Raw genomic sequence first — 13,247 nt, forward strand, 5'->3', positions numbered from 1 at the left:
AAAAACGCTACGTTTCAGTAGCGTTTCGATGTGGTGCATTTTAGCGATTTCTTGGGTTGTGTCAAACGGAATTTTAAAAATCTTTTTCATTAGACTAAAATTCACGCTTTTTGATGAATTTTTGCAAAATTTTCCTAAAATATAACCACTTGTTTATTCTGCTCTAATCTGATGTAAAAAACGTTTAGTTCTTTCGTGCTGAGGGTTATTAAATAACGCTTCTGGTGAACCTTGTTCAACAATCTCACCTCTATCCATTACAACCACGATATCTGCTACATCTAATGCAAATTTGATTTCGTGTGTAACAACAACCATTGTCCAACCTTCATTTGCAAGAGCTTTCATTGTATTTAGCACGTCTTGTACCAATTCAGGATCAAGTGCTGATGTAGGTTCATCAAAGAGCATTAGCTCAGGCTGAATAGCTAACGCTCGAGCAATACCCACTCGTTGTTGCTGCCCACCTGAAAGCTGGAATGGATAAAGATTTATCTTATCAGCAAGTCCTACTTTACTAAGGAGTAATTCTGCCTCTTTGCGAGCTTGCTCTAACGGTTTTCCTTGTACAAAAACAGGTCCCTCCATCACATTTTCTAATGCGGTTTTGTGTGGGAAAAGGTTATAGTTTTGGAAGACCATTCCTGATTTGCGTCTGAGTGCCAAAATATCTTTCTTGATATTTTTATTTGAGAAATCAATGAATAATGGCGTTGAGTTTTCGAATGTTATTGTGCCTTGTTCTGGCATTTCCAACGCATTTAAACAACGGAGAAAAGTTGTTTTACCTGAACCTGATGGCCCGAGAATAACAACAACTTGTCCTTTTTGAATATCTAAATCAATACCACGCAAAATGGTATTTTCACCAAAGGTTTTATGAATATTGCGAATTTTTATCATTATGCGACCTATTTGCGACTATTTATTTTGCGACATAGCGATCAAAACGTTTTTCAAGTCGTGCTTGGATTAAGAAAAGCACCCAACAATAGCACCAATAAATCAATCCTGCTTCAATATAAACAGGTAAAAAATCATAAGACATATTGGCAACTTGTTGTGCGACACGAAACATTTCGGTAACTGTCACAACAGATGCAAGTGACGTATCTTTGAATAAACCAATAAAAGTATTGCTTAGTGGCGGTACTGCAACACGAATAGCTTGTGGGGCAATGATTCGGCGGAATGTTTGCATATAGGTCATACCAATGGTATAACCAGCTTCCCATTGCCCTTTGGGGACGGACAAAATGGCAGCACGAATGGTTTCAGAACCGTAAGCACCAATGTTAAGAGAAAAACCAATAATCGCCGCAGGGATTGGGTCGATAAATACGCCAATAGCAGGTAATCCATAAAAGACTATGCAGATTTGCACTAACATCGGCGTACCACGAATAATCGAAATATAAGTTTTAACAATTATTAGTAATAAGTGGTGTAAAATACTGCGGTTGGGGCTAACTCGAACTAATGCAACAGCAACTGCAATTAGCATTCCAATAATAAAAGATGCAATAGCGAGAGGAATTGAAACTAAAATGGCCGCTTTTACCATCGGCCAAAAACCATTTATGACCAACTCCGCTCGGGCATCGGTCATAAATGGTAAAGATGCAAGAAAATTATTTAACACTGATATCTTTTCCGAAGAACTGTTCACCTAATTTCTTCAGTGTACCATCTTTTTGTAATTCAACAACGGCTGCACTAATTTTTGCAAGGGCTTCATCGTTTCCTTTGTTTACAATAAAACCTGCGCCAACTTTTTCATCAGATTCCCAAACAGGTTTTAAGCCTGAATTTGGATTTTTCTTTAAGTAATCTAATAATGCGAGAGAATCATTAAAGGTAACATCGGTACGTTTTTGTTGAATCAGTAACAACGCTTGAGCCATTCCATCAACAGGCACGATTTCTGCTTGATACTTACGAGCTGTTTCGCCATAGTTTGAACTTAATGTTTGACCTGCTTTTAACCCTTTAACATCTTCTGGCTTGGTAATGCGAGTTTCATCTGCACGAGCTAATAACATTGCACCAGACCAACTATAAGGTTCTGATTTATCAAAGGTTGCTTGACGTTCTGGGGTGGTTAATGCCACTTGGTTAGCGACTAAATCAAAACGCTCGCCTTTTAACCCTGCTAACATTGCATCCCATTGTGTTTCTTTAAAATCAATTTTCACCCCAAGTTTCTCTGCTACTGCACGAGTTACTTCAACATCATAGCCTGTTAGTTTGCCACTTGCATCGTGGTAAGTGAAAGGTGCGTAAGTACCTTCTGTTCCAACAGTAATAGTGCCTTTATTATTGATTCGCTCTAAAAGAGTTTCTTTTGCAAAAGTGTGAGATGAAGTTGCTAGAGCAACAAGAGATAATGTAACAATTGATAGTTTTTTAAACATAAAATATTCCTTTTGATAGGTAAAACTCAATATTTACAAATTTAAGGTGTAATCCCACCGCTTGCAAATAACCAAAAGGAATATAGAGAAACCAAAAGTTAGATTATATCTAAATAGCATATAGTATTTATATTTTTGGTCTATTTTTAATACCAAGCAGTTGTTTGGAATTATGAATACTGCATAATCCAAATTATCAAAATAGATCTAACTACTCTATTTAATTCTTTCCAATCGTTGAATTAGCTGCTCTTCTGGCACTGCTTGAATTTTTCGCATTTGATAGAATAATAATGTTGCTGCAATACTCAAACTAACGCAGAACATAATCCAGAAGCCACTTGCCGCCATTGGCTTTCTTAGCCAGTCAGTCATCGACAAAATATATCCAAACGGCATTCCCACTAGCCAATAGCAAAAAATAGTAATGGTTAGAGTGGGCTTAGTATATTTATAACCGCGTAAAATACCATTACAAACTACTTGTAAAGCATCAGGAATTTGATAAATCGCTGCAAAAATCAATAAGCTCGATGCAATTGCAATGGAAGTTGGATCACTCGTAAATGCGTGAGGAAGTAAATTTCGGCAAAGAAAAATCACACAAGCAAAGAAAATCGCTAACATTACCCCTGTAAAGAGTGCGTGATAGCTGAGATGTTTAGCTCCTTCAATATTTTGTTGCCCAAGCGTCTGCCCAACAAGGATTGTCGTTGCAATCCCAAAAGAGAGAGGGATCATAAAAAAGAGAGAACTTGTCTGTAACGCAATTTGATGGCTTGCAACCACTTGTGCACCTAAAGGTGAAATAATTAGAGATGATGTAGCAAATAACATTACTTCCGTAAAAAGAGCAAAACCAATAGGCGTACCCAATTTAAATAGCTTGAGCAACGTTTCTCGGCTTGGTATTTCAATCCACTTTTCAAATAATTTAATATCTTTTTGGGATTGATTGGTATAGCAGTAATGCAATATCAACCCAAACATTATCCAGTTCACAATAGCCGTTGCTACACCACACCCAACCGCTCCCATTTCTGGCAAGCCGAATTTTCCAAAGATAAAAATATAATTCAGTGGAATGTTAAGTAGCAAGCCAATAAAGGTAATCAGCATTGCTGGTTTAGGATTCGATAAACCATCATTCATACAGCGTAAATTTACCGATAACAATGCGGGAATAAGCCCGACACTTAATGCCATTAAATATTGTGTGGTTTTACCAGAAAATTCTGCAGGCGTTTGCATAAATTCAAGTATAAGATCGCTATTTAGGTAAATAGTAATAAGTGGAATACTTAGTCCAATCACAATCCAAAAACCTTGACGAATTTGGTGAGCAATTAAATGGCGCTGATTTGAACCATTTAAGTAAGAAACCGTTGGAGTAATGGCATTTAAAATCCCTAAAACAAATAGAAATAGCGGAAAATAAATGGAGTTACTAACCGCAATAGCAGAAACATCAGCATCGCTCACTAAACCTGCCATAATAATGTCTGCCAATCCCATTCCTGAAACCGCTAACTGAGAAATAAAAATAGGCGTTGTTAGTTTTAACAGCCGTTTCATATTTTCAGGATATTGTTGCCATTGAAAGTTCATCTTATTTCCCTTTTTTAATTTCTTCTTCGTCTGTTTATCTATTATGTTTTTAAAAGTCAGGATCAACATTAAAAGTCATTGGTTCGCCCGTAATCGGATGAGTAATGGATAGCGATTGAGCGTGTAAGCAAAGTCTTGGAGCTAAACTTCTTGCCAGCGGATTTGCGTAAAACTTATCCCCTAAAATTGGGTGTCCTAACGCTAAACTATGTACTCGTAGTTGATGAGAACGCCCTGTATATGGGGTTAATTTTACTCTTGTAATGTTATTCGGATAATGAGCAAGAATTTCATAGAATGTTACCGCTTGTTTGCCCCGCTCAAAGCAGATTTTCTGACGGGGGCGATTTTCCCAATCACAAATTAACGGAAAATTGATTGTGCCTGTATCGCCAACTTTCTCACCTAGTTTTCCCCATAATAATGCTTGATAATGCTTTTTCGGCTCACGTTCACGAAATTGACGTTTTAGCTCTTTTTCTGCTTGTTTGCTTAATGCGAACAATAAGATCCCGCTTGTCGCCATATCTAAACGATGTGCAGGTTCAGTAAAGCCATATTTTTGCTGAACTCGAACCATTGCACTATCTTGATATTCAGGGCGATTTCCTGGAACTGAAAGTAATCCGCTTGGTTTGTTAATCACTAAAATATGATTATCTCGATAAACTTCATCTAGCCAAGGCTCTGTTGGGGGGTGATATTCAATAAGTGCCATAATGCCTGTAATAAATTACGTCATACAAAATCTGACTATTCTAACAGAGATTAAGGCTAACCCCTAAAAGAATGGAAAATTTCCTTGTGTTTTAATTTCTATTCAAGTATCTTCTCGCTGTTCAAATGAACATCACAATTTATCTATTTTCACTTCGGAGAAAACAATGAAAACTCTTTTTGCAAGTTTTGCAACTGGTTTCACTGCCTTCAGTGTACTATTCAGCTCAGTTGCTACCGCTTCTACTCAAACCTTTAAAATTAGTGCTATTCCTGACTACGATGCAGCCGAAATGACTCGCTCATTTGATAGCTTTGCCGAATATCTTACGAAAGAAACAGGTCTTAATGTTAAATATGTCCCTGTTACCGACTATGCTGCAGTAGTTACGGCATTCAGACGCGGTGAAATTGATTTAGTTTGGTTCGGTGGTTTAACTGGCGTTCAAGCTCGTGCGAAAGTAGCAGGTTCGGAAGCTATTGCACAACGCCCTCAAGATGAAAAATTCCAATCTGTTTTCATCAAACAAAAAGATCTTGCTGACATTAAGAATGTCCAAGATGTCAAAAAACATTCCCTTGCATTTGGTAGCGAAAGCTCAACATCGGGTCATTTAATGCCTCGTTTCTTCTTAAATGAAGCAGGTATTAACCCTGACAAAGATTTAGATGGTTCACCTGTTTATAGTGGTTCGCACGATAAAACCTACGGATTAGTTGAAGCGGGTTCTGTACAAGTTGGTGCAGTCAATAAGCAGTACTGGGATAAAATGGTAAAAGAAGGGAAAGTCAATAACGCAAAAGTTGAACTATTCTATACCACACCTGAATATTACGACTACAACTGGACAATCAATGTTGTTGATAAAAAATTTGGTGCAGGCACTAAAGAAAAGGTTAAACAAGCCTTATTAAAAGCTGATGTGTCTAGCTCTCAAGTAATGAATCTACTTTCTGCAGAAAAATTCATTGAAAGCAAAAACGATAATTATCAAGGTATTGAGAAAGTTGCGAAAGAGCTTAAATTGATTAAGTAGTTTCATTGCAAATTGACTAATTAACAAATGGACACTCGCAGAGTGTCCCTACAATACAACAAGATAAATATCGTATTTTCAATTGGTTACAATTTATTTTGCAGATCACTTCGTGTGTCCTAATACGAGAAAATCTGCAATTCTTTATTTAGAAAAACAATGCAACCATTACTTTCCTTTCAACAAGTTTCCAAACAATTTGATCAACAAAGCGTACTTGATCATATTTCCTTAGATATTTATTCGGGGGAAATTGTCGCTATTGTTGGAGCAAGCGGTTCAGGAAAATCAACCCTAATGAATTTGATTATGCGATCTGTCGAATGCTCATCGGGGCAAATTTTATTAAACGGTAAAAGTATTCGGCATTACCAAAATAATAAACAATATGCTCAACAAGTAGGAATGTTACATCAGCAATATCATTTAGTTACACAGCTCGAAGTAATACATAATGTACTTGCTGGGCGACTCAATCAGTGGGGCTTTGCTCGCTCTCTACTTTCGCTATTTAAACCCCAAGAGAAAGAACTTGCATTGAATGCACTCAAAGCAGTTGGACTTGAAGATAAAGCTTACCAAGCAACAACCGCATTATCTGGGGGAGAACAGCAACGTGTTGCGATTGCTCGTTTATTAGTACAAAACCCAAGGCTGATTTTAGCCGATGAGCCCATTTCTGCACTTGATCCTGTGAATGCACAAAAAGTATTAGCCCTATTAACAGGTTTAGTACGAGAACAAGGTAAAACCTTAATTGCTAGCGTACATTCGGTGGAGTATGCCAAAACTTATTTCGACCGAATGATCGGCATTAAAGCGGGGCATATTGTATTTGACCAACCCGCTCAAGCAGTAACACAATCACAATTAGATCACCTTTACGGATTTGCAAAAAATGGGACGTAACCAACCGCTTAGCTTAAACGAACGGCGTAATATCCTAACGATTACATTATTAGGTGCTTTTTTGGTTACGCTATTTTCCCTTGATTTGACCACTGGTAGCAGTGGAATAATGCACTCTGGCGGTTGGACAACACTCTCTCGTTTAGCCAATAGCTTGCTTAATCCTGATATTTCGCCTGCATTGATTAAACTAGCCTTAGAGTCAAGTTTACTCACTTTCTGTTACGCCTTAATTTCACTTTCTTTAGCGGTTATAGTCGGGTTTCTATTGGCTCTTTTGGCATCGGGTGTACTGTTTTCATCTCTTTGGTTACAAATATTCGCTCGTGGAATTTTAGGGGCATTGCGTGCCATACACGAGCTAATTTGGGCGTGGTTCTTCGTTGCAGCAGTAGGCTTAAATCCAGTGGGAGCAGTATTCGCTCTCGCTATTCCCTATTCAGGCTATTTAGGTAAAATCTTTGCAGATACACTACAAGGTGTGCCACAAAAGCCAATAATAGCTTTACAACAAAGCGGAGCAAATCGCTTACAACGGCTTTGCTATGGTTATTTACCTCAAGCCTTGCCAATGATGTTGAGTTATACAATGTACCGCTTGGAATGTGCTATTCGCTCATCTTCCGTACTCTCTTTTGTAGGACTAGGAGGAATCGGTATGCAAATTCAGCTCTCATTACAAGATCTGAAATATGAACAAATTTGGACGTTCTTATTCTTTTTAGTCGCAATGATTATGCTGATTGATCGTTGGAGTTACGCAGTAAGGCAACGAGTATGATATATCAATTTCTTCGCTATTTAGACCGCCACTTTATTAAATACTCTTTTTGGGCAGTCATCAGTTTGTTTATCTTCTCTTGGGGATATATTTTAGCAGATCAACCCGATAGCCTTTCTACGCTATTTCGTGTTGAAAATATGGGTTATATCGTTGAATTTCTCAGTGAAATGTTAGGCATTAGTGAAGAAACGCCCGCTTATTTAGATCCTGAAATGTGGCAGAAAGCCCTTTGGCTCAGTGCGGAAACCTTACTAATGAGCATTCTTGCCACTGGAATGGCTGCAATTGGAATGTTGCTGTTTGTTTTACCCGCAGCCCGTAATATTGCAGAAGGGCGATTAAGCCATAGTCGCTGGTATCATCGAATTGCTTATCGTATTAGCCGCTTTTTATTCCTATTTAGTCGTGCAGTGCCTGAACTAATGTGGGCAATGATTTTAGTCTTTATTTTTAAACCAGGTATTCTACCTGGTGCATTAGCACTTGCTATTCACAACTTTGGCGTATTAGGCAAACTTTGTAGCGAAGTTATTGAAGATATTGACGAAAAGCCATTACGACATCTCATACAAAATGGTGCTAACCAAGCACAGCTGCTGATTTATGGTATTTATCCCGCCGTAATTCGCCCATTTCTAAACTATATTCTATACAGAATGGAAAATATTATCCGAGCGACTTTAATTGTGGGGTTTGTTGGTGCAAGTGGTTTAGGAATGCAATTCAAACTTGCAATGAGTTTTTTTCATTATTCCGAAATTACCTTATATCTACTCTGTTATTTATTACTCGTTTATCTCACTGATATTTTCACTGCATTAGCGAAAAAGTATATTGCGGAGAAAGAATAAGAAAGTCTTACCATAAATTTACATAATACCGAGTTTTCTTATTCTGTTTGTATCTATAATATTATTTTTTTATCACTTGATTTTTCTTTGGCTACCTTATATATTTGAATTAAATAGAAATCATTTTTATTTATAAAAGGAGACTTATATGAAAAAATTAGTGAAATTTAGTTTAACTGCTTTAGCTGCTGTAACATTAGCTGCTTGTTCTAGTGGCGGTAGCTCATCAAATAATACTGCTGGTAATGGAGGAACAGTAACTGGGAGTTCACAAACAGGTAATTCGCAACAGGGGGGGCAGCGTCCTCCAAGAGTAGAATCCCCTGAACATAAGAATGCTGTTGGTGGATTTTTCTATACAGGCAAAGCATATCCTACAATGACATTAACGGGAATGGGTTTCTCTCTTCCACTTTGGAAAGATGGAGAGGTAGGTTTTACTAAAACTGAAAACGGCAGCTACATTAATGATCCTCAGAAATTCTCTACCTACTTTGGGTATTTCGCTGCAGGTCCACGTTCAGCCATATTCTATCAGGGGAATAACTTAACAGCAGAATCTGAAATTCCACAAAGTGGAACAGCGAAATATGTAGGTGATTCAATCTATGTTAATAAAGGTAAAGTTACAACTCAGGTTGGTAAAGTAGATTTAACTGCTGATTTCGCCAATAAAAATTTAACAGGAACTGTTTTTGCTCAACAAGATGGTATTGCGGCAGTTACTATTAAAGATGCCAAATTAGATAAAAATACTTTCTTAGGTACAGTTGTTCAAGCTGGAAATGAAGCTCAATTACATGGTAAATTCTACGGTAAAAGTGCTGCAGAATTAGCTGGCTCTTATTCAGATGCATCTAGTATTCTACAAGGTGCTTTCGGAGCTAAAAAACAATAAGTTTTAATTACTCTACAAAAATGGAAGCAAATTTGCTTCCATTTTTTATTCCTTAAAATTATCGTATAATATAGCAAGTTTTCGTCTACCTTTTCAGGACAAATTTATGAACTATCTAGCCTACGCCAACGAAACCTTATCACTTTATTCCCTTGCAATTAATCGTTTAAATCAAAATTTATCAGAGAGCTTTAATCAAGCTGTGGATATGATTTTAGCTTGTGAAGGACGTATTGTCGTTGCAGGTATTGGTAAATCGGGGCTGGTAGGTAAAAAAATGGTGGCGACATTTGCTTCAACGGGTACACCGAGTTTTTTTCTTCACCCGACAGAAGCCTTTCACGGTGATTTGGGAATGTTAAAACCGATTGATGTTGTCATTCTAATCTCTTATAGCGGCGAAACTGATGATGTGAATAAACTAATTCCGAGTTTGAAAAACTTTGGTAATACTATTATTGCGATGACAGGTAATCCATATTCAACCTTAGGTCGCCACGCAGATGTTGTGTTAGATATTAGTATTGAAAGAGAGGCTTGCCCTAATAATCTTGCACCTACAACATCAAGTTTAGTCACAATGGCTTTGGGCGATACATTAGCTATTGCTTTAATTAAAGCACGCGATTTTAAAGCAGAAGATTTTGCCCGTTTCCACCCCGGTGGTAGTTTAGGTCGTAAATTACTCTGTCGAGTTAAAGATGTAATGCAACGTAAGTTGCCTATTACCTCTCCAAATAGCTATTTTAGTGATTACTTAACCGTAATGAACGATGGCAGAATGGGGGTAGCCATTGTGATGGAAGATAATCAATTACTTGGCATTATTACCGATGGCGATATTCGCCGTACATTAGCAAAATTTGGTGCAGATAGCCTAAATAAAAGAGCCGATGAGATTATGACCCGACAACCAAAAACCATTTTAGATACCACTTTCCTAGCTCACGCCGAAGAGTTAATGAAAGAAAAACATATTCACTCACTTATTGCGGTAGATGAGCAAGGTAATGTTTCGGGGATCGTGGAGTTTGCAAGCTAATGGCAAAATCAGATTACATCACTCGCTCTGGCTGGCAATCACTCGATCAAGAACTTAAATTTTTGTGGAAAGAAGAACGCCCTAAAGTAACACAAGCCGTATCAGAAGCGGCTGCTTTAGGCGATAGAAGTGAAAATGCCGAATATATTTATGGTAAAAGACGCTTACGAGAAATTGATCGCCGAGTACGTTTTCTGAGTAAACGATTAGAAGTCCTAAAAATTGTGGATTACCACCCAAGCCAAGAAGGGAAAGTCTTTTTTGGGGCTTGGGTAGAATTAGAAAATGAAAGTGGGGATCTCAAGCAATATCGAATTGTAGGTTGTGATGAGTTTGACCCAGCAAAACAATGGATTTCGGTTGATTCTCCAGTGGCTAGAGCGTTAATCGGTAAACAAATTGATGATGAAATCCAAGTTGAAACGCCATCAGGTAGAGTAACGCTCTATATCAATAATATTTGGTACGATAAATATAGCCTTTAATTTTCTGCATATTCAGACATTAAATCATCATCTGAACCTGCGATAACTTTCTTCTCATCAGCCCATTCACCTAAGTCTATTAGCTGGCAACGTTTGCTACAAAATGGGCGGTATGGGCTTTCGGCAGACCAAATCACTTCTTTCTCACAGGTTGGGCAATTTACGATTGTCATTATACTTCCTTATTTTATATTGATGTTAAATACTACTTAGTTTGCGCTAAGGTTAAATAGCGTTGATGCAGTTCATTGACTTGCTTGGTTAAGCTCGCTAAGTTTTCGGCTAAAGGCAGATTATTTTCAATAATATCATCAGCATAACTTAAACGGGTCGCTCGATCTACTTGGGACGCCATAATATTCTTGATGAGCTCTTGTTGGTTGTTATCTCGTTTTGTTGCCCGTTCAAGTTGAATGTCGGGTAAAACATCAACGACTAAAACTCGATCACACTCTTTAGTTAGTTTATTTTCAATGAGTAACGGAACAACCCAAAGCACATAAGGAGCTTGATGTTCGGTTAATTGGTGTTGCATTTCAACCCTAATAGCAGGGTGGAGCAGGTTATTTAACCAATTTTTCTCGGATTCCGATTGAAATATCCGCTTGCGTAGTGCAGAGCGATTTAGTTCACCGTTTTCAGTCAGGATTTGTTGTCCAAAATGATCTGCAATTTGGCTCAATAATGGTGAGCCTTTTTTAACCACTTGGCGAGCGACAACATCAGCATCAATAATAGGGACGTTGTGTTGGGCAAATAATTCAGCAATCGTGCTTTTTCCACTGCCAATTCCACCTGTTAGTCCAACAATATAGGTCATTTGTTTTCCTTTAGTTAATTTTGCAAAAAATTAAAAACACTCTCGCCCGTTTACGGGAGAGAGACAGCTCAAAATTGCGTAAGGCTATTTTGAGCAGAGAGAGGGCAAACAAGCGGTAACTTTTCATCAATTTTTAACAGACATTCCACTTTTTGCCCTCTCCCTGATTTGTCGTTCTAAACGAACGACAAACCTTTCCCTCTCCCGCAAGCGGGCGAGGGGGCTGTGGATAAAAACGTCCACACAATGCAGATTAATGTTGTAAAAAATAAAAAAAATCTCACCGCTTGTTTGCAGTTCTTATAAGTGATTTCTTCTCACTGTGCTAGAATTGTAAAATTTTTGAATACAGATTAAAAGGAACTTCTATGGCTAGACAGAACCTTCTTAACGCTCAAGGTGAGCGAGTTGCTATTGTATCTGGGTTAAGAACGCCTTTTGTACAACGTGATACGGGGTTTAAATCGTCCTATGCAACGGATTTAGGCACGATGGTAACCAATGAGTTATTAAGCCGAATCGAATTAGATCGCCGACAAATTGAGCAGTTAGTTTTTGGGCAAGTAATTCAACAACCTGATATTCCTAACCCATCTCGTGAAATTGCTTTAGCATTAAATATGCCATATTTACAAGCCTACACATTAAGTAGCTCTTGCTTATCTGGTTTACAAGCGTTAGTGAATGTGGCAGGAAGTATTGTGAGTGGTTCAATTTCAGCAGGTATCGCAGGCGGTACAGATTCTATTTCAAATGCTCCTTTTAGTATTAGCCCACGAGTAATTCGCAAATTACAAGCAATTTTTAAAGCACCAACTTTAGATAAAAAATTTGAACTATTCCGTCAATTTTCGTGGCGAGATCTAAAGCCACACAGCGTCAATTTAAAAGATTATATGACCCAACTCTCTGTGGCGGAAATATCAGAGCAGATGGCACAGCAATACCATATCAGCCGTCAGGAGCAAGATGAATTTGCACGTTATTCTAATGAAAAAGCTGCAAATGCGTGGCGATTAGGGTTATTGAAAAATGAAGTAATGCCATCTTTCCCACGTCCTTATCACGATTTTGTGGTGTCAGATACCTTAGTTTCTGCGGCGAGAAAAGATCGTTATTATCAACGTTTTTCACCCATAATGGATAAAAGTTACGCTACTGTTACCGAAGCGAATATGCCAAAAGCAGTCGATGGTGCGGCGGTAGTCTTGCTTATGCGTGAACAGAGAGCCAAAGATCTAGGCTTAACACCGTTAGGTTATATTCGTAGCTATGCGATTACAGGTAATGATATTTGGCAGAATATGTTTATGGGGGCAACGGTTGCCAGTAGTTTAGCGTTAGAACGTGCGAACGTGAATTTACAAGATATGGATTTAATTGATATTCACGAAACCTCTGCTAGTCAAATGTTAGTGAATTTACGTTTATTTGAATCAACAGAATTTGCAAAAAATTATCTCAATCGCACCGCTTGTTTGGGCAAAATTGATGTAGATAAGCTAAACCATCTTGGTGGTTCTATTGCTTTTGGTAATCCACGAGCAGCAACGAGTTTGCGTATTTTAATTCAATCATTAAATGCTTTAAAACGTAGGGGAGGTGGCTTATCTTTAGTCGCATCAAGTGGATTAGGTGGTTTAGGTGCAGCAATGGTACTTGAGAGTGAATAAGGAACAGAA

The 13,247-nt window shown here is 38.0% G+C and carries 15 protein-coding genes; 8 read left to right on the forward strand and 7 right to left on the reverse strand.

Annotated elements, in window-relative coordinates:
• Positions 1-153 precede the first annotated feature (153 nt).
• The 5 genes from ACWIW0_RS07050 to rluA form a co-directional block, all read right to left on the reverse strand.
• On the reverse strand, positions 154-903 hold the full coding sequence (locus ACWIW0_RS07050; RefSeq protein ID WP_454452758.1) for an amino acid ABC transporter ATP-binding protein: 750 nt from the start codon (positions 901-903) through the stop codon (positions 154-156).
• 22 nt (positions 904-925) lie between these two features.
• The gene (locus ACWIW0_RS07055) at positions 926-1,609 is read right to left on the reverse strand and encodes an amino acid ABC transporter permease (protein WP_454452797.1); all 684 of its coding nucleotides are present in this window, start codon (positions 1,607-1,609) and stop codon (positions 926-928) included.
• 22 nt (positions 1,610-1,631) lie between these two features.
• Positions 1,632-2,414 carry an amino acid ABC transporter substrate-binding protein gene (locus ACWIW0_RS07060; RefSeq protein WP_454446796.1) on the reverse strand — a complete coding sequence of 261 codons (783 nt, stop codon included), beginning with the start codon at positions 2,412-2,414 and terminating at the stop codon, positions 1,632-1,634.
• A gap of 216 nt (positions 2,415-2,630) precedes the next feature.
• On the reverse strand, positions 2,631-4,022 hold the full coding sequence (locus ACWIW0_RS07065; protein WP_454452759.1) for an MATE family efflux transporter: 1,392 nt from the start codon (positions 4,020-4,022) through the stop codon (positions 2,631-2,633).
• 49 nt (positions 4,023-4,071) lie between these two features.
• Entirely contained in the window at positions 4,072-4,740 is a 669-nt protein-coding gene (gene rluA / locus ACWIW0_RS07070) for a bifunctional tRNA pseudouridine(32) synthase/23S rRNA pseudouridine(746) synthase RluA (RefSeq protein ID WP_454452760.1), read from the reverse strand.
• Positions 4,741-4,906: 166 nt separating this feature from the next.
• Between rluA and ACWIW0_RS07075 the strand changes: the two genes are divergently transcribed.
• The 7 genes from ACWIW0_RS07075 to greB all read left to right on the forward strand — a co-directional run bounded on the left by ACWIW0_RS07075 (position 4,907) and on the right by greB (position 10,745).
• On the forward strand, positions 4,907-5,776 hold the full coding sequence (locus ACWIW0_RS07075; protein ID WP_454452761.1) for a putative selenate ABC transporter substrate-binding protein: 870 nt from the start codon (positions 4,907-4,909) through the stop codon (positions 5,774-5,776).
• Positions 5,777-5,935: 159 nt separating this feature from the next.
• The gene (gene phnC, locus ACWIW0_RS07080) at positions 5,936-6,685 is read left to right on the forward strand and encodes a phosphonate ABC transporter ATP-binding protein (protein WP_454452762.1); all 750 of its coding nucleotides are present in this window, start codon (positions 5,936-5,938) and stop codon (positions 6,683-6,685) included.
• Positions 6,675-7,466, forward strand: coding sequence for a PhnE/PtxC family ABC transporter permease (locus ACWIW0_RS07085; RefSeq protein WP_454452763.1), 792 nt, complete (start codon positions 6,675-6,677; stop codon positions 7,464-7,466). Before phnC ends, ACWIW0_RS07085 begins: the two co-directional genes overlap by 11 nt.
• A complete protein-coding gene (locus ACWIW0_RS07090; RefSeq protein ID WP_454452764.1) occupies positions 7,463-8,320 on the forward strand; it encodes a PhnE/PtxC family ABC transporter permease in 858 nt (285 codons plus the stop codon). The genes ACWIW0_RS07085 and ACWIW0_RS07090 overlap by 4 nt, the downstream gene beginning before the upstream one ends.
• A gap of 148 nt (positions 8,321-8,468) precedes the next feature.
• Positions 8,469-9,218, forward strand: coding sequence for a transferrin-binding protein-like solute binding protein (locus ACWIW0_RS07095; RefSeq protein ID WP_454452765.1), 750 nt, complete (start codon positions 8,469-8,471; stop codon positions 9,216-9,218).
• 106 nt (positions 9,219-9,324) lie between these two features.
• Positions 9,325-10,260, forward strand: coding sequence for a KpsF/GutQ family sugar-phosphate isomerase (locus ACWIW0_RS07100; protein ID WP_454452766.1), 936 nt, complete (start codon positions 9,325-9,327; stop codon positions 10,258-10,260).
• Positions 10,260-10,745: a transcription elongation factor GreB gene (gene greB / locus ACWIW0_RS07105; RefSeq protein ID WP_454452767.1), complete on the forward strand. Its 486-nt coding sequence runs from the start codon at positions 10,260-10,262 to the stop codon at positions 10,743-10,745. The genes ACWIW0_RS07100 and greB overlap by 1 nt, the downstream gene beginning before the upstream one ends.
• On the opposite strand, the gene yacG is transcribed toward greB, so the two are convergent.
• Positions 10,742-10,918 carry a DNA gyrase inhibitor YacG gene (yacG, locus tag ACWIW0_RS07110; protein ID WP_454445632.1) on the reverse strand — a complete coding sequence of 59 codons (177 nt, stop codon included), beginning with the start codon at positions 10,916-10,918 and terminating at the stop codon, positions 10,742-10,744. The genes greB and yacG overlap by 4 nt on opposite strands.
• A gap of 32 nt (positions 10,919-10,950) precedes the next feature.
• Positions 10,951-11,565: a dephospho-CoA kinase gene (gene coaE, locus ACWIW0_RS07115; RefSeq protein ID WP_454452768.1), complete on the reverse strand. Its 615-nt coding sequence runs from the start codon at positions 11,563-11,565 to the stop codon at positions 10,951-10,953.
• Between the two features lie 368 nt (positions 11,566-11,933).
• Between coaE and ACWIW0_RS07120 the strand changes: the two genes are divergently transcribed.
• Entirely contained in the window at positions 11,934-13,238 is a 1,305-nt protein-coding gene (locus tag ACWIW0_RS07120) for an acetyl-CoA C-acyltransferase (RefSeq protein WP_454452769.1), read from the forward strand.
• Positions 13,239-13,247 lie beyond the last annotated feature (9 nt).

It is taken from the genome of Ursidibacter sp. B-7004-1, assembly GCF_053654055.1.